Source organism: Streptomyces sp. NPDC029014 (assembly GCF_055564695.1).
Genome location: NZ_JBVHVT010000037.1, coordinates 40,330 through 55,213, shown reverse-complemented (window position 1 = coordinate 55,213; position 14,884 = coordinate 40,330). Strand labels below are relative to the sequence as shown.

Here is a 14,884-nt window from a genome sequence, read left to right as displayed (position 1 = left end):
GACTAGTTCTATTTTCCGCCTTGTCGTCGACCGGATTTCGCATGGTCGATCGATGGCCGTTCGAGGGAACTGCACGACCACCGCTCACTTGAGGCCGCTGAGCATCACCCCCCGGATGTAGTACTTCTGCAGGAGCAGGAAGAGGATCAGGACCGGCAGGATGCTCAGGACGAGACCGGCCATGACGATCGGCATGGTGCGGGTCGGGTCCACGTAGTCCTGCAGGAGCTGGATGCCGACGGGCAGCGTCATCACGTCCGGGTTGGCGGTCGTGACGAGCAGCGCCCAGATGTACTCGTTCCACCCGTGGACGAACGTCAGCAGACCGAGCGTCAGCACGACCGGCCTGGTCTGCGGCACGACGATCCGCCACCACACGGCGAACTCGCCGGCGCCGTCGATGCGCGCGGCCTCCAGGACCTCGTCCGGGACGGAGACCATGAACTGGCGCATCAGGAAGATGCCGAAGCCGTTGACGAGGAACGGCATCGCGAGCGCCGCGATGCTGACGGTCAGGCCCGCGCCCCCGCGGCCGAACAGGTCGTTGCCGCCCGCCAGCGGCCAGTGCACCAGGATCAGGAAGTGCGGGATGAAGAAGAGGAACGGCGGGAACATCATCGTCGACAGGACGAGCCGGAAGATCAGGTCCCGGCCGGGAAAGCGGAGTTTGGCGAGCGCATAGCCGGCGAGTGACGAGGTGAGCAGCACCGACCCGGTGATCACTGCGGTCGCGATGACGCTGTTGCGGAAGAGGACCGGCAGGTCGAGCTGGTCGATCGCCGCCCGGTAGTTCGACAGGTCGAACGCCTCGGGCAGGAACCGGTACGGCAGCGTCCCGGCCTCGCCGGCCCCCTTGAACGACGTCATCACCATGTCGAGGAACGGCACCACCGTGAGCACGGCGCCGGTCACGACCACCAGGTACGAGAACCACGGGAAACGGCGGCGGATCATGCGTCCTCCCCCTTGCGCCGGAAGATCCACAACTGCACGAGGGTGACGACGAGGACGACGACGAACAGGACGAAGGCGGCGGCGCTCGCCGGGCCCCAGTGGCCGTACGAGAAGGCCTGACGGTACATCTCCAGGGCAGCCACGTTCGTCGCGTCGCCCGGTCCGCCCTTGGTCATCACGACGATCAGCGCGAACGACTGCAGACCGCCGATGAGCTGGGTGATGCACACGAGCAGCAGGGACGGCCGCAGCAGCGGCAGCGTGATCTTCCAGAAGACGGTGACCGGCCCTGCGCCGTCGAGCTCCGCGGCCTCGTAGTACGACGCGGGAATGGACTTCAGCCCGGCGGTCAGGACGAGGATCGCCGAGCCGACCGAGGCCCAGGCCTGGACGACCACGACCGAGGGAAGCGCGGTGCCCGGGTCCTGGAGGAAGGCCACCGAGCCGAGTCCGAGGGTGTTGAGGACTCCGTTGACGAGGCCGCCCGGTTCGTACATGTACTTCCACACGTTGCCGACGGCGACGACGGTCGTCACGATCGGCAGGAAGTACAGGGTGCGCCACAGGCCCTGGAACCGCAGGGTGTCGATGCAGGTGGCGACGACCACGGAGCCGGCGAGCGCGAGGACGACGGTGCCGAGGGCGAACAGCAGCGTGTTGCTGAGGACGGGCGCCAGGAACGTCGATCCGTCCGCGAAGAGGCTCGTGAAGTTGTCCGTGCCGACGGGTCGGATCTCGCCGAGGTCGAACCCGGCCCAGCGGGACATCGACAGCAGCAGCGCGAAGCCGAGCGGCAGGATCAGGAAGACGGCGAAGAACAGCAGCGTCGGCGCCAGGAAGAGGTAGGCGACGACGACTTGGCGGCGCCGGGTGCGGGCGCGTCCGTCGGTGGCGGGTCCGGCGGACGGCGTGCCGGGCGCCGCCCGCTCGGTCGTCGCCGGCGTCAGGGTGTTCACCATGAGCGCGACACCTCTCGATCGACCTGGCGGCGGGTGGTGCGCAGGGCCTGGTCGACCGTCTGCTGACCGGTCCACAACGCCTCGATGTTCGTGCGCAGCAGCGACTTGGCCTGTTGTGCGCCGGGGACGTTCGGCTCGGGCACCGAGTACGCCAGCGCGTCCAGGAAGGGGCGCAGGTTCGCATCTCCGTGTGCGCCGAGGAGCGTGCGCATGTCGTCGGCGCGGCCGGTCAGGGAGCCGACCGACACCTGGAGGGCGCTCATCCGGGTCGCTTTCCCGGCCGTTCCGGCGCCCTTCACGTTCACCTTCTCGGTGTTGAGCCAGCGCAGGAACTCCCAGGCGGCGCCCGGGTGCTTGCTGGCCGCGTTGACCCCCAGCATGAAGCCGGTGGAGAGCGTGGCGCGCTCGCCGTCCGCCTCGGGGAGGGGCAGCGGCGCGACCCCGACGTCGCGGTAGTCCGCGCCCATCTGGCTCTTCAGGCTGCCGGTCCACCAGCCGGCGCTGACCACCATGGCCACCTGCCCGGAGCGGAACGCCTTGTAGACGTTGACACCGGGGGCGCTCGCTCCCCCGGTGACGAGGCGGTGCTCCAGGTCGAACACGGCCCGGCCGGCCGGCGAGTCGATGGCGGTGCTCCTGCCGTCCTCGGAGACGAACGTTCCGCCGGCGGCGTTGAGCAGGGCGAGGGTCTGGCCGACGGTGGTGGAGTCGTCGGCGGTCGACAGTCCGAAGCCCTGGACCAGGGTGTTGCCGTAGCGGTCGCGGCGGGCGGTGCGGTAGGCGGTTTCCTCCAGCTCCCGCCAGGTGCGCGGCGGGCCGTCGATGCCGGCTTCGCGCAACAACCGCTTGTTGTAGTAGAGGGCGTACGTCTGCACTTCGGTGGGGTAGCCGTAGACCCGGCCGCCTACCGACGCCGCGCCGACCGCGGCTCGACCGTAACCGCGCGAGATCTCCTCCGCGTGCTCGGACGGGGCGGGTCGCAGGACCCCGGCCCGCACGAGCTGGCCGTTCCACAGGCAGTACGGGTGGAGGATGTCGGCGCCCTGGCCCGCGGCCTGCCGGACCATGAACGTGGTCAGCAGGTCCGTGAACTCGACGGCCTTGGTCTGCACCTTGACCCGGTCGTGGGTGGCGTTCCACTCGTCGACCGGGCCCTGCAGGGCCTCCTTGAGCACCCCGCTCGCGTAGTGGGAGAGCAGGGTGAGGACGATCGGGTCGCCGGGCCGCCCGGTGCCGCGGTGCGGTGCGGAGCATCCGGAGGCGAGCAGCGCCGCCGGGAGGGCGAACGCGAAGTGACGGCGGCTCGGGCCGCCGCCGGAACCGCCGCGGGAACCGCCGCCGCGGGACGGCGTCACCGAGCGGCCTCACGGCGCATCACGCGGAACACCCGGGTCGTGGTGAAGCCGGTCTTGCGGTACATGCTGCCCGCCGGGGACTGCGCGCCGGTCCACAGGAACCACGCGGAGTGCGCGCGGCGCGCCCGCATCCTTTCCAGGACCAGGTGCAGGAGGACCTCGCCGAGGCCGGTGCCGCGCATCTCCTCCAGCACCCCGATCGGACCGAACCGCTCGTCCACCGCGTCGAACGCGCCGTGCATCGCCCAGCCGACCAGGCGGTCCGCAGGGTCCCGTACGACGACGATCCGGTCGAGCGGCGTGCCCGCGGCCAGACAGGCCCGGATCGTGCAGGCCCAGTCCGGGCCGAAGTGGGTGCCTGCGAGTGCGAAGAGGTCCACCAGGTCGTCGTCGGACGGGGTGGCGAACCGGTAGCCCGTGGTCGTCAGTTCCTCCATGCGGCGGGCTACGTCCTCGGGGAAGCGGTAGCCGACCAGGCCGCGGTCCATCGCCGCCGCCTCGTACAGGGTGCTGAAGCCCAGGGACTCCAGGAGCCTGGCCGCTTCCGGGTACGCCTCGGCGTCCAGGCCGGGGAGGACGTAGTTCGGGGTGTACGAGGAGAAGTCGACCCGGGTGCGGCCGTGGCCGTGCAGCCAGTCCAGGGCGTCGGCCAGCAGTCGGCGGCCGAGGCCGCGCCCGCGGGCGGCCGGGTCGACGAAGAAGAACGGGATCCAGCCCTGCTCCGGCTCCAGGTCGGTGCCGGCCATCGGCGTCAGACGGCGCACCGCGTAGGCCGCACCGACGACGCGGTCGCCCTCGACGGCGATCCGGAGTCCCTCCGGATCGAAGTTGGTGTCGAGCAGGACCAGGGAGCGGAAGCGGTCCGCGGTGATGGGGTCGGCCGGCGCACTGCGCCGCCACACCTCCACCAGCTGCGGCCCGTCGCCCGCGCGGAAGCCGCGGATGTGGGCGGGGGCCGTCGTCGTCAGATCGGTCATCGGCGGGGGTCGTCCTTCCATGCGCAGGTCAGGGGTAGAGCAGCACGCCGTCGCCGGCCCATCGGCCGGGTGGCACCGGCGGATCGCACAGCGGCAGGGGGTCGTCGCCCGCGTCGACGGCACGCCGCAACCGGTCGGACCCCCACAGCAGGTCGATGAAGGGACGCCGGTCGCTCCCTTCCGCACCGCTGTCGGGGGCCCGCCACGCGAAGTGGTCCGGGTACAGCCGCCGCAGCGTGCCGAGCATCGCCACGGCGGTGCGTACGGGGGCGAAGGCCTCGCGGTCGGTGACGTGGAGCTGGACTCCGCGCAGCAGCCGCCCGGTGTGTTTGTGGAAGGTCGGCACGAACCTCAGGTCGCGGAAGCGGACGCCGGGCAGGTCGAGCTCCGCGAGCGAGGGCGCGAAGCGCGCGTCGACGTACGGAGCGCCGACGATCTCGAAGGGCTGCGTGGTGCCCCGGCCCTCCGAGAGGTTCGTGCCCTCGAACAGGCACGTCCCGGGGTAGACGGTGGCCGCGGCGGGGGTGGGGATGTTCGGCGAGGGTGCGACCCACGGCAGGGCGGTCGCCTCCGCGTCCATGGAGCGCCGCCAGCCGACGGCCTCGATCACCGTCAAGTCGGCCGCGGTGCCCGCAGCGTGGGGCACGGCCGAGGCGTTGAGGTGCAGGGCGAGTTCGCCGCAGGTGAGGCCGTGCCGGACGGGTACGGCGGCGCGCCCGACGAAGCTGGCCCACGCCGGGTCGAGCAGGGGGCCCTCGCTGACGAGTCCGCCGATGGGGTTGGGCCGGTCGGCGACCACGAACCGTACGCCCGTACGGGCCGCCGAGACCATCAGGTCGAACATGGTCCACACGTAGGTGTAGAACCTGGCCCCGATGTCCTGCAGGTCGTACACCAGGGCGTCGACACCGCTGTCGAGCAGCAGTTTGTCGAGGAGCTCACCGCTGCACCGGTAGGTGTCGTGGACCGGTAGGCCGGTGGCGGGGTCCGCCCGAGCGGCCTCGCTCTCGCCGGCTTGACCGGTCCCGTGCAGTCCGTGCTCGGGACCGAACAGGGCGACCAGTCGCACGCCGGCCCGGAGCAGCGCGGGGGCGGCCGGGCGCAGGTCGGGCAGGACGCCGGTGTGGTTGGTGACCAGCCCGAGGCGGCCGGGCCCGGCGAGCCCGGGCGAGGCGTGCAGTCGTGCGATCCCGGTCGTCACCGCGACGTGGTCGTCCGTGGTCATCCTGTGCCCGTCTGCCGGTGACATCTCGAAGCCGCGGCAGGAAATTTACCGGTTTGTCCGGTAATTCCGCAATTATTTGCCAACAGGTCGCGCCGAGTGCGGCTCGGATCTTTCTGCGGTCGTCGGGCTGACGCCCCGTCGGACCCCACCCGACGGGGCGTCAGCCGCGCAGGATCGGCCAGTGCAGGTTTGAACCAGCCGCCAGAGGAAAGACGCCCCCTGCACCACGACCCCAGCAGCCCGCACGGGGCCCGTAGTTCTCCACAGGGCCCCGGAACCGTGCCACTGCGCACCGGCTCCCGGGCCTGTAGGGCGATGGGATCGGGGAGACCCGATCGGAGGAGTTGATCACGATGGCGTCGACGGGAACCGGTCACCGGGACGCGACCGTTCGCCGGGCGGACGAGCAGCCGTCGGCTCCGTGGCACGACTTCGGCCAGGTCATGGAACAGATGCTCGACCTGCTGCAGGGTCGCCGTCCACAGGACGGGGGTCCGGGGCGACGCAGGGCGACGGTGCACACGCGACCGACCCCCGAGGCGGGGCGGTAGGCGGCGGCGCGGAACCGCCGGCGCCGGGCACCGCGGGGCGGTCGGAGCAGGACCAGGCGCAGCGCCGGGGGGCCTCAGCAGTGGGCGGAGCTCGATGCGCGGTCGGTGCGCACCGGGCCGCACGGCCACGCCGTGCGGTCGGAGCAGGACCGCATCCTCCGCCCCAAGTCCCTGGTCGCCAGGGCGACTTGACACGGGGGGCACGCCCTGCGACCGGCCGGGAAGGCCACCTCGGTGCGGCGCGCGCGGACGGGCACCGCGCCCCGGAGAACGAACGCGTCCCGCACGCCGTCCGCAGGGCGAACACCTCCCCGTCGACGGGACGCCCGTCGGGTTTCGGGTCCTCCTCGCAGGACAGACGCGCCTGTGAGACGGTGCCCGCCCGGGGCCGGGCGCCGCGCGGCGGACGGGTGCGCGTACGAGGCGCCCCGCAGGAGTAGCACCCGGCACCGGTGGACCGAGGGAGGGAAGACCATGGCACATCGACCGGCAGGCGACCTGACGGGAGAGGAGGCCCGAGAGGTCACCCGCCGCGTGCTGGCCGCACACGGCGTCATCGGTCCGGATCTCGACGACGCCCTCCTCGTGGTCACCGAGCTGGTCTCCAACGCCCGGCGCCACGCGGGCGGCGTCACCGCCTTCCGGATCCGCTGCCGACCGCCCCGGGCCGCCGTCGAGGTCTGCGACGCCGACCAGGGCGTGCCCGTCCACTACCCCGCCGCGGCCGACGTCCCCGGCCGTTTCGGCTGGTTGATGGTGAACCGGCTGGCGGAACACGTGACCGTGGACACCGGGCCCTCCGGGAAGACGATCACTGTCGTGGTCGCCGCCCGCACCACCGTGGAGACCCCCACGGCGCTTCGCGGTCCACCCCGGTGACGGCACGACCCCGTCCGGCGAGCGGGCTCCGGAAGCCGCCGCCCGGGCTGGCGAGGCGGCCCTGCAAGGACGCGGCGATCACGGGCGCGGGCCCGTCGGCCACCTGGGGGCCCGCCTCCCCGAGCGCCCTCGTGCAGCCCGGCGAAGCGCCCGGGCGAGCGGTCGCGTCAGCCGTGCATGCGGGACTGCGCGCAGGGCAGGTGCCCGACATACCGAGGAGGTGGGCCATGATGACGGGCAAGGAGCACGCGGAGCCCACACGCCTGAGCCCGGGCCGGTTCGTGGTGCGCGTGCGAGGCGACATGGACTACGACCACGCGGAGCAGCTCAGGGCCTCACTGACGGCGGCCCTGTCCGTGGCCCCCGAAGGCTGGGACCTCGTCGTCGACCTGCAGAACTCGTCCTTCTGCGACTCCGCAGGGCTGAACGCGCTGCTGGCCGCCAGGCAGGAGGCCCGGGAGGCGGGGCGCGACCTCGTCCTCGCGGCGCCCAGTCACCAGATGGTCAGGATGCTGGAGCTCACCGGGTCGACCCACCTGTTCACCCTCGCCCCGGCGGTACCGGCCTGAGCCGCCGCCTTCGGGTCAGCGCGGCCGCAGCCCGTCGAAGACGACCTCGAAGATCCGCTCCCGGGGCTCCGGATCGGCTCCGAGCTGTTCCATCGCGCTGCCGGTACCGGCCAGGAGGGCGAGGAGCTCCGGCATCCCCAGCTCCGGGCGGACCGCCCCCGCTCCTTGCGCCCCGGCGAGCAGATCGGCCAGCCGGGCCTGGATCTCCACGCTCGGCCCGTGCAGGGACGCATGGACGTCTACGCCTGCCGCGGCCAGGTACTTGGCGAACTCGCTCTTGCCCGCGGACTGTTCCACCACCAGGCGGAAGCAGGCGAAGAAGGCCTCGGCAGGCCCGGCCTCGGCGGCGAGCCGCGCGGTCCGGGCTGCGATCTCCTCCAGTCTGCGCACCATCACCGCCTCCAGCAGGGCCTCCTTGGTCGGGAAGTGCCGGAAGAGGGTGCCGACCCCGACCCCTGCGGTCCGGGCGATCTCCTCGGTCGTCACGCCGACACCGCGGGTGGTGAACACCTCCGTGGCGGCGTCCAGCAGCCTGGCCCGGTTGCGGGCCGCGTCCGCGCGCAGCGGGCGTTCCTGAGCGCCACCCATCCGTCTCCCACCTTTCGCCGTCGACGGCGGAAACCCGCCCTGGACAACCGGAGTCGCCAGTCCGTATCGTGAAAACGGAGTCGTTAGTCCGATTCTATCCATGATCCCACGGGAGGTTTGTCATGCCCGAAACGCCGTCACCGCGCGAGGTCTTCCAGAAGCTGATCGAGGGCATCGGGGCGGGCCGGTACACGGAACTGGCCGGGCTCTACGCCGAGGACGCGGTGGTGGAGACCGTCTTCGAGCCGGTCGGTCCCCGCCGGATCGAGGGCCGGGCCGCACTGGCGGAGCGGTTCGCGCTGGTCTCCGCGCATTCGCCCGTGGAGCTGACCCCGGCGAACGTGGTGGTCCGCGAGACCGACGACGCCGAGGTGGTCGTCGCCGAGTTCGACTACCACGTGCACCACCGGCCGACCGGGCGAACCTTCGACGCCGCCAACATCCAGGTACTGCGGGTCCGCGACGGGCTGATCGTCAGCAGCCGGGACTACCACGACCACCTCGCCCTCATCGTCGCCGGCGGCGGCCTGCCCCACCTGGTCGAGGCGCTGGAAGGCAAGTAGCAGCACGAGCCCGCCGGGGTTCCCGGTCCCGGAACGGTACGGCCGATGGCCGGTCCGTGCCCGCCGGAGGGGCCATGCGCACGGCGTGGCGGGCCCGGGGCGCCGGAGGGCTGGGTCATGCTCGGCCGTGTGAAGACTTCCCGACGTCTGACCGCGGTCGCGGTCGCGGGTCTGCTCGCCGCGCTGCCCGCGTGCTCGGAGTCCACGGGCCGTGGCGGCGGCGAGGCGGGTGCCCGTACCGGCGCACAGGCGCGGGCGGGGGCTCGTACCGGGGCGGACACCGGGCGGACGGGGGCTCCCGGTGCGGTGTTCCGCGGCGGGCACCCCGCCGCCGCGGGGGCCGGCGACCCGTACTTCCCCAGGCTCGGCAACGGCGGCTACGACGTCACCCACTACGCCCTGGACCTGGCCTACGACCCCGACAGCGGCCGCCTCGACGGCACTGCGGAGATCACCGCGAAGGCCACCGAGCACCTCAGCGCCTTCGATCTCGACCTCCTCGGCCTGAAGGTGCTGAGCGCCACCGTCGACGGCAGCAAGGCGCAGGTCCGGCAGGACGGGCAGGAGGTGACCGTACAGCCGCGCGACCACATCAAGAAGGGCACCGCCTTCCGCACCGTCGTGCGCTACACGGGCACGCCGGAGTCGATCACCCATGACAACGGGTGGCGCGAAGGCTGGCTGAGGACGGACAAGGGAGCGGTCGCGTTCGGTGAGCCGACGGGCTCGATGTCCTGGTTCCCGGGCAACCACCACCCGTCGGACAAGGCCTCGTACGACATCACCGTCACGGTCCCCAAGGGGGTCCAGGCGATCTCCAACGGGCAGCTGCGCGCCCGGCGCACCAGCGGCGACCGCGAGTCCTTCCACTGGCACCAGGCCGAGCCCATGGCGAGCTACGTGGCGACCGTGGCCATCGGCAGCTACGACATCAAGACGTCCCGGACCCGATCGGGCGTCCCGGTCGTGTCGGCGATGGACACGACCGCGGACGTGGACGAGGACGGAGCGGTGCTCGGCCGCTTCCCCGAGATCATGGAATGGGCGGAGAGGAGGTTCGGCCCCTACCCGTTCTCCGCAGCCGGGGTGATCGTCGATCAGGCCGCCGGCGTGCCCTACGCCCTGGAGACCCAGACCAGGCCGACCATTCCGGCCGACATCTTCCACACCACCAACGTGGTGCACGAACTGGCCCACCAGTGGTTCGGCAACTCCGTCACCCCGCGCAGCTGGCGGGACATGTGGCTCAACGAGGGCTTCGCGACCTATGCGGAGTGGCTGTGGACCGAGGACCACGGCGGGTCCACCGCCCAGGAGCACTTCGACCGCAACCACGCCAAGGCGGCGGACGACGACGAGTGGGACTTCCCGCCCGCCGAGCCGCCGACCGCCTCGGACATCTCCCGCCAACCGGTGTACGTGCGCGGCGCGATGGTGGTCCACAAGATCCGCCAGGCCCTCGGCGACGACGCCTTCCACAGCCTGGTGCGGGGCTGGACGCAGCGCCACCGCCACGGCCACGCCTCCACGGCCGACTTCACCTCGTACGCGGAGGCCGCGACCGGTCGGGACCTCGACCCGATCTGGGACGCGTGGCTCTACGGCGACGGCAAGCCCGCGTGAGGGGGGTGGACGCGGTGTCAGGTCCTGATGCGCCGGCGGGCGGTCGCGACGAGCTTCATGTACTTGTCCCAGTTCCAGACGGGCCCGGGATCCTCGTGCGTGGCCAGCGGGACCTCGACGTGGCCCACGATGTGGTCCCGGTCGACCGGCACGTCGTACTTCGCGCAGATCGTGGCCGTGAGCACGGCGGAGGCCTCGTACATCTTGTCGGAGTAGACGGGCTGGTCGATCCAGCCCTCGTGCTCGATGCCGATGCTGCGGTGGTTGAACCAGACGCTGCCGGAATGCCATGCGACGTCGCGTTCGCGCACGCACTGGGCGATCCGCGTGCCGGTCGCGCTGATCACGTAGTGCGCGGAGACCTTCTCGGTGGGGTCCTTGAACATGCGGAGCATGATCGGCATGTGGTCCGTCGTCAGGTGGATGACGACGTAGTCGATGGGATAGTCCTCGGGGCGGTTCGCGGGCGCGTAGTTGGACTCGGAGGCGTCGACCCAGACGGCGGGCGCGTAGTCCACCGAGGAGTCCCGCCGCCTGACCACGGACGCCCCTGCGGCACTGGGCGCCTTGGGCACGGGTTTCGGCCGCGCAGCCTTCACCCTCTCCCCGGGCACCGCCAGCTGCGACAGCCCGGCAGCGGCCAGAACCGTACCCGCCGCGCCGGCACCCCACAGCAGCCGTCGCCGGGTGAGCGGGCTGTCTTCCATGGCCACTCCTCATGAAGTCGGGCAGACGAAGAACGACACACCGCGAAACGTGACATCACGCAACATAAGCGGCGCATCCCGTAGCCTGATCCTTCACCAGGGCCCACACGCCAGCAAGCCGATCCCCGACCAATCGGCGCACACCCTCACCCCTGCCCCGGCCCGTCCCGGCCGACGGACGCCGCCCCGTTCCACCGCCGCACGGCCCGTCCGGCCCCTCCCCCGTCCGGGGTCTGCCGTCCGGCTCCGGCGGCCCGTTGCGTTTCCTGGGCGTTCCGAGGGAGGACTTCGCATTCCGGACTGGCGAAACCAGAATCGCCATTCGTATTATTTCGGACATGGAGCCGGTTGAACCTCGTACCAGCTGGACGTTCGTGACCCACCACGCCCGGATCCTCGCCATGATCCTCCGGGATCCGCAGATCCGGTTGCGGGACATGGCCACGGCCTGCCAGCTGACCGAGCGCGCGGCCCAGGCCATCGTCGCCGACCTGGAGACCGCGGGGTACCTCACCCGCGTCCGCCACGGCCGTCGCAACCACTACCAGGTCACGCCCGGCACCCTCTTCCGTCATCCGGCCGAGGGACACCACGAGATCGCCGACCTGCTGAACCTTCTGGCCGAGCTCCGCCCCCCGGGCGGTACCGCCGTCCCGTCCGGCGCGGACGGAGGCGGCCGGGCCCGGCATCCTCCACCGTGACCGCACCATCGGGGGCCCCGCCTCCTCCAGCGGTACCCACCTGCGGCACAGCCATCCGGAACCGGCCCGCTGTCCGGCCGATGCGTCATGGCCCTGCCGTGCCACAGCCCGAACGACTGCACGCGATCGCGTGGTATGGCTTCGAAAGGAGAGAGGCCATGGCCATCCCAGACGACCGCACACGCGCCACTCCCGCGGACGCCAACAGCGCCATCCCGTCCACCGCCGTCGCGGCCGTCGACGTCGAACGCGGCCCCGAGCGGGTCTTCGCCCACCTGCGCGGCGAGCTCGACCTCGACGGCACACCCGCCCTGCGCGAGGTCCTCACCACCGCCCTGGAGTCCAGCGGCACCGGCCTCGACATCGACCTGTCGGACGTGACCTTCTGCGACAGCTCGGGCCTCCACCTCCTCCTCGCCCTGAACGCCCTCGCCCACGACACCGGGAAGGCGCTGGTGCTCACCGCCCCGAGCGACCGCGTGGCCCGCCTGCTGGACATCACGGACACCCGCCGGCTGTTCACCGTCCGTGGCCGCCCCGAGCGACCGGCCGACAGCACCCCTGGGCAGTCCCGCACCGCGCCATCCGGTCCGGGCCCCGCGCAGCCGGGCGGCCTGACCGCCGACGCCGAGCGTCCTCGCCGGCCGCAGCCGCCGGAGGCGGTCCCGCTCGCCGAAGGCCTGTCGTTCTGCGACCTGTGCGGAAGCATCACCACCCCCGGCGAAGCCGTCCGCGGCCGCGTGCTCGACTCGTCCTTCGCCCATCCCCTCGATCCCGCGCAGGACGGCCGCCGGCCCGTGCTCGCCTGCACCCCGGCCCATCTCGTCGGCCTCCGGACCCACTACGGCAGGAAGCCCTTCGTCGACGAAGAGCTGTGGGCCGCCAAGATCGACCGCGCGATGCGCCGACGCCCCGGGGGCCTGAGCATCGGCAACCTCAGCAAGGAGACCGGCCTGAGCCTGCTGCAGATCGAGGCAGCAGCCGCATGGCGCCCGCACCCCCGCCGCCCCCCGGAGGACCTGCCCTGACCGCGGAGGGGCGCAGTTCAGGACGATGCCCTCCGGTGGGACGTACCCGTCAGCCCTGAGATCCGTGCGGTCCGCGCGATCCGCCCTGCTGCGCATCGCCGACGGGGGCGGGCTGCGGGTCAGGCCTGTTCCAGGTCAGGCTCACGGAGAAGTTGGCCGCGGTCGCGGTGCTGGCTATGACCACGTCGGCTTCGGCCGACAGCGACACCCCGAACTCCAGGGTGATCTCGTCAGGAGCGTTGGCCAGTCCCCGGAACCGCCCCACGAAGCTCTCCGCCACAGGCCGCACGGTGTCCAGCATCTGCCCGAACGACCGCTCGGCCCGCGCCACGGACCGGCCGCCGCGGCCGACCCGTACGAGGGCCTCGTCCACCTCGCGGATCTGCACCCGGATCGTCTCGCCGCCGCCACCGTCTTCGAGAGGCACTTCGACCGTGTGGACCGACCGTTCGCTCATTGCACCCTCCAACCATCGCCCGGAAGCTGGGATGGTAGCGAAACGGGTGCTCTCCGGGGCGGGAGTTGACGCACCATCAGGAAAACCGGCCCCGCGGGCGGGCGGCGCGCTGCGGCCCGGGAAAGGCCTCGGGCACACCAGCGCTTTCGCCGCCCCGGCCCCCGCACGCACTGCCACCGCGATCGCGGCCCCCACGGACATCGCCGGAAACGGGAACACCGTCGGTGACGGCCAGGGCGACACCGTCGGTGGGGAGGCCGTCTCCGGCGACGGCCAGAACAACGCCACCAGCGGAAATGCCACCGCCGGCGACGGCCTCCAGAAGCGGTACCGGACGGATTCGAGCCCCGCCGTCTACGTGGGCGGCACCCAGAAGGCCCCGCCCAAGCTGTACGCGGTCAAGCGTGCGGCCGCCTCCCTCTACGTGACCGACCTCAGGGGCGGGTGGTGACACCCCTTCCAGCACCGGGCCCCCCGCCGCCGCTCCCCGCGAGGCGGCGCAGGGCCTCCTTGCGGGTCAGGGGGGCGACGCGCGAGCCGTGCCGGTCCAGCCAGTCGACGACGAAGCGCGGGTCACGGGTGGAGGTCTCGCGCAGCACCCACCCGAGGGCCTTGCGCAGGAAGAACTCCCGCTCGTCCACGAGGGCGTCCGCGTAGCGGGCGAGTCGGCCGAGGTCGGGGCGGCCCGCACGGGTCGCGGGCAACAGGGCGAGGAGCGCGGAACGGCGGAGCCAGAAGTCGGGGTCCGCGATCCACCGGTCCAGGACGGCACCGACGTCGGGTCCGGGTGTACGGAGGACGATCGCGCCGGCGCCGTGGACGGCCAGGGGATCGACCAGCGCCCAGGTCCGGCACTCCCGCAGCAGGGCCTCGATCTCCGGGAGGTCACCGGCGTCGAGGGCGCCCCTGCCCGCGTACTGGACCAGGATCTCCACGGCCGCCCAGCGGTACTCGAACACGGGCCGGGCAGAGCCGTCGGGTGCGCGCCACAGCTCCCGGGCGAGGGAGCGGACGTCGGCGCCCGGGAGCGCTCCCAGCGTCCGCCGGAGGCACGTGACGTGGCGCCGCAGTTCGGGGACGCCGAGACCGAGGTGGTGCAGGTCGCTGTGCAGGTAGGCGCGCTGCTGCTCGGCCCGTACGGGGTCGGGGGCCGCTGCCAGGACCGCCCGGAGGGTGTCGGCCGCGCCCGTGAGGTCGTTCGAGTGCCGTGCGTCGTTCACGATCGCGCTCCCCCGGTCCATTCGTCCGCCTGCCGGGTCAACCGTCGCAGCACCTCGCGGACCGCCGCCAGGTCGGTGTCCGTCAGGCCCTCCCCGATCGTCCGGTGCGCGGCCCCGGCGCGGGCCGTGATCGCGGCCAGGGATTCCTGCCCGGCGGCGGTCAGGGCCAGGAGGGGCGAGGTGCGGTGGTCGGGGTTGTCCCGGAGCTCCGCGAAGCCGTCGCGCACGAGCTCGTTGGCGATGCGCTGGACGCCCTGGCGTGCGACGCCGAGCCGGCGGGCGGCCCGCGCCACGGGGAGGGGCTCCTCGCTGACCGCGCTCATCAGCTGCCAGCGCGCCTGCGTCTGTCCTTCCGCCGCCGCCAGGGCCTCGCCGGAGCGTCGCAGCGCGCCGGCGGCCTCGAAGACGTCGGCCACGAGCAGGGCGAGTTCGTCCGCCATCCTCGGGTTCCACCTCCCACCACTCGAACATTCGACAACACGTTGTCCGTTTGTCATCATGATGCCATATCCGGAACGTCGACCTCAG

17 protein-coding genes are annotated in these 14,884 nt (G+C 72.2%); 7 read left to right on the top strand and 10 right to left on the bottom strand.

The features are described 5' to 3' along the window. Window positions 1–84: 84 nt before the first annotated feature. Genes ACZ4VL_RS21390 through ACZ4VL_RS21370 form a run of 5 tightly spaced genes read right to left on the bottom strand, consistent with a single transcriptional unit; the run spans window position 85 to window position 5,470 of the window. On the bottom strand, window positions 85–954 hold the full coding sequence (locus tag ACZ4VL_RS21390) for a carbohydrate ABC transporter permease (RefSeq protein ID WP_468202152.1): 870 nt from the start codon (window positions 952–954) through the stop codon (window positions 85–87). After that, window positions 951–1,913: a carbohydrate ABC transporter permease gene (locus ACZ4VL_RS21385; protein WP_468202149.1), complete on the bottom strand. Its 963-nt coding sequence runs from the start codon at window positions 1,911–1,913 to the stop codon at window positions 951–953. Before ACZ4VL_RS21385 ends, ACZ4VL_RS21390 begins: the two co-directional genes overlap by 4 nt. After that, a complete protein-coding gene (locus ACZ4VL_RS21380) occupies window positions 1,907–3,268 on the bottom strand; it encodes an ABC transporter substrate-binding protein (RefSeq protein WP_468202147.1) in 1,362 nt (453 codons plus the stop codon). The genes ACZ4VL_RS21385 and ACZ4VL_RS21380 overlap by 7 nt, the downstream gene beginning before the upstream one ends. Continuing rightward, a complete protein-coding gene (locus tag ACZ4VL_RS21375) occupies window positions 3,265–4,245 on the bottom strand; it encodes a GNAT family N-acetyltransferase (RefSeq protein ID WP_468202146.1) in 981 nt (326 codons plus the stop codon). The genes ACZ4VL_RS21380 and ACZ4VL_RS21375 overlap by 4 nt, the downstream gene beginning before the upstream one ends. Window positions 4,246–4,273: 28 nt before the next feature. Further along, window positions 4,274–5,470 (bottom strand): exo-beta-N-acetylmuramidase NamZ family protein, encoded by a 1,197-nt coding sequence (locus ACZ4VL_RS21370; RefSeq protein ID WP_468202143.1) that lies wholly within the window; start codon window positions 5,468–5,470, stop codon window positions 4,274–4,276. 1,025 nt (window positions 5,471–6,495) lie between these two features. Between ACZ4VL_RS21370 and ACZ4VL_RS21365 the strand changes: the two genes are divergently transcribed. Both ACZ4VL_RS21365 and ACZ4VL_RS21360 read left to right on the top strand, forming a co-directional pair. Next, window positions 6,496–6,900, top strand: coding sequence for an ATP-binding protein (locus ACZ4VL_RS21365; protein ID WP_468202141.1), 405 nt, complete (start codon window positions 6,496–6,498; stop codon window positions 6,898–6,900). Window positions 6,901–7,127: 227 nt separating this feature from the next. Beyond that, window positions 7,128–7,469, top strand: a complete 342-nt coding sequence (locus ACZ4VL_RS21360) for an STAS domain-containing protein (protein ID WP_468202138.1) — start codon at window positions 7,128–7,130, stop codon at window positions 7,467–7,469. 15 nt (window positions 7,470–7,484) lie between these two features. On the opposite strand, the gene ACZ4VL_RS21355 is transcribed toward ACZ4VL_RS21360, so the two are convergent. Then, a complete protein-coding gene (locus tag ACZ4VL_RS21355; protein WP_468202135.1) occupies window positions 7,485–8,057 on the bottom strand; it encodes a TetR/AcrR family transcriptional regulator in 573 nt (190 codons plus the stop codon). 122 nt (window positions 8,058–8,179) lie between these two features. On the opposite strand from ACZ4VL_RS21355, the gene ACZ4VL_RS21350 reads away from it, so the two are divergent. Together ACZ4VL_RS21350 and ACZ4VL_RS21345 are read left to right on the top strand one after the other, a co-directional pair. Next, entirely contained in the window at window positions 8,180–8,620 is a 441-nt protein-coding gene (locus tag ACZ4VL_RS21350) for a nuclear transport factor 2 family protein (protein WP_468202132.1), read from the top strand. 129 nt (window positions 8,621–8,749) lie between these two features. Continuing rightward, the gene (locus ACZ4VL_RS21345; protein WP_468202130.1) at window positions 8,750–10,243 is read left to right on the top strand and encodes a M1 family metallopeptidase; all 1,494 of its coding nucleotides are present in this window, start codon (window positions 8,750–8,752) and stop codon (window positions 10,241–10,243) included. A 17-nt stretch (window positions 10,244–10,260) separates the two neighbouring features. Here the strand turns inward: ACZ4VL_RS21345 and ACZ4VL_RS21340 are convergent, their stop codons facing one another. Beyond that, a complete protein-coding gene (locus ACZ4VL_RS21340; RefSeq protein ID WP_468202127.1) occupies window positions 10,261–10,956 on the bottom strand; it encodes an N-acetylmuramoyl-L-alanine amidase in 696 nt (231 codons plus the stop codon). Between the two features lie 332 nt (window positions 10,957–11,288). Between ACZ4VL_RS21340 and ACZ4VL_RS21335 the strand changes: the two genes are divergently transcribed. Further along, on the top strand, window positions 11,289–11,651 hold the full coding sequence (locus ACZ4VL_RS21335; RefSeq protein WP_468202124.1) for a MarR family transcriptional regulator: 363 nt from the start codon (window positions 11,289–11,291) through the stop codon (window positions 11,649–11,651). A gap of 158 nt (window positions 11,652–11,809) precedes the next feature. Beyond that, window positions 11,810–12,679: an STAS domain-containing protein gene (locus ACZ4VL_RS21330; protein WP_468202121.1), complete on the top strand. Its 870-nt coding sequence runs from the start codon at window positions 11,810–11,812 to the stop codon at window positions 12,677–12,679. Window positions 12,680–12,728: 49 nt separating this feature from the next. On the opposite strand, the gene ACZ4VL_RS21325 is transcribed toward ACZ4VL_RS21330, so the two are convergent. Then, window positions 12,729–13,136 carry a CU044_2847 family protein gene (locus tag ACZ4VL_RS21325; protein WP_468202118.1) on the bottom strand — a complete coding sequence of 136 codons (408 nt, stop codon included), beginning with the start codon at window positions 13,134–13,136 and terminating at the stop codon, window positions 12,729–12,731. Window positions 13,137–13,167: 31 nt separating this feature from the next. On the opposite strand from ACZ4VL_RS21325, the gene ACZ4VL_RS21320 reads away from it, so the two are divergent. Next, window positions 13,168–13,587: a hypothetical protein gene (locus ACZ4VL_RS21320; protein WP_468202115.1), complete on the top strand. Its 420-nt coding sequence runs from the start codon at window positions 13,168–13,170 to the stop codon at window positions 13,585–13,587. Here the strand turns inward: ACZ4VL_RS21320 and ACZ4VL_RS21315 are convergent. Together ACZ4VL_RS21315 and ACZ4VL_RS21310 are read right to left on the bottom strand one after the other, a co-directional pair. Continuing rightward, complete coding sequence (locus ACZ4VL_RS21315; RefSeq protein ID WP_468202112.1) at window positions 13,571–14,356, bottom strand: DNA alkylation repair protein; 786 nt, start codon at window positions 14,354–14,356, stop codon at window positions 13,571–13,573. The two genes, ACZ4VL_RS21320 and ACZ4VL_RS21315, sit on opposite strands and share 17 nt — an antisense overlap. Next, on the bottom strand, window positions 14,353–14,796 hold the full coding sequence (locus ACZ4VL_RS21310) for a MarR family winged helix-turn-helix transcriptional regulator (RefSeq protein ID WP_468202109.1): 444 nt from the start codon (window positions 14,794–14,796) through the stop codon (window positions 14,353–14,355). Before ACZ4VL_RS21310 ends, ACZ4VL_RS21315 begins: the two co-directional genes overlap by 4 nt. Between the last annotated feature and the right edge of the window lie 88 nt (window positions 14,797–14,884).

Excerpts from the sequence above, each read along its gene's own strand:
- ACZ4VL_RS21390 (WP_468202152.1), bottom strand. The coding sequence starts at position 954 with ATGATCCGCCGCCGTTTCCCGTGGTTCTCGTACCTGGTGGTCGTGACC.
- ACZ4VL_RS21385 (WP_468202149.1), bottom strand. The coding sequence starts at position 1,913 with ATGGTGAACACCCTGACGCCGGCGACGACCGAGCGGGCGGCGCCCGGC.
- ACZ4VL_RS21375 (WP_468202146.1), bottom strand. The coding sequence starts at position 4,245 with ATGACCGATCTGACGACGACGGCCCCCGCCCACATCCGCGGCTTCCGC.
- ACZ4VL_RS21370 (WP_468202143.1), bottom strand. The coding sequence starts at position 5,470 with ATGACCACGGACGACCACGTCGCGGTGACGACCGGGATCGCACGACTG.
- ACZ4VL_RS21365 (WP_468202141.1), top strand. The coding sequence starts at position 6,496 with ATGGCACATCGACCGGCAGGCGACCTGACGGGAGAGGAGGCCCGAGAG.
- ACZ4VL_RS21360 (WP_468202138.1), top strand. The coding sequence starts at position 7,128 with ATGATGACGGGCAAGGAGCACGCGGAGCCCACACGCCTGAGCCCGGGC.
- ACZ4VL_RS21355 (WP_468202135.1), bottom strand. The coding sequence starts at position 8,057 with ATGGGTGGCGCTCAGGAACGCCCGCTGCGCGCGGACGCGGCCCGCAAC.
- ACZ4VL_RS21350 (WP_468202132.1), top strand. The coding sequence starts at position 8,180 with ATGCCCGAAACGCCGTCACCGCGCGAGGTCTTCCAGAAGCTGATCGAG.
- ACZ4VL_RS21335 (WP_468202124.1), top strand. The coding sequence starts at position 11,289 with ATGGAGCCGGTTGAACCTCGTACCAGCTGGACGTTCGTGACCCACCAC.
- ACZ4VL_RS21330 (WP_468202121.1), top strand. The coding sequence starts at position 11,810 with ATGGCCATCCCAGACGACCGCACACGCGCCACTCCCGCGGACGCCAAC.
- ACZ4VL_RS21325 (WP_468202118.1), bottom strand. The coding sequence starts at position 13,136 with ATGAGCGAACGGTCGGTCCACACGGTCGAAGTGCCTCTCGAAGACGGT.
- ACZ4VL_RS21320 (WP_468202115.1), top strand. The coding sequence starts at position 13,168 with ATGGTAGCGAAACGGGTGCTCTCCGGGGCGGGAGTTGACGCACCATCA.
- ACZ4VL_RS21310 (WP_468202109.1), bottom strand. The coding sequence starts at position 14,796 with ATGGCGGACGAACTCGCCCTGCTCGTGGCCGACGTCTTCGAGGCCGCC.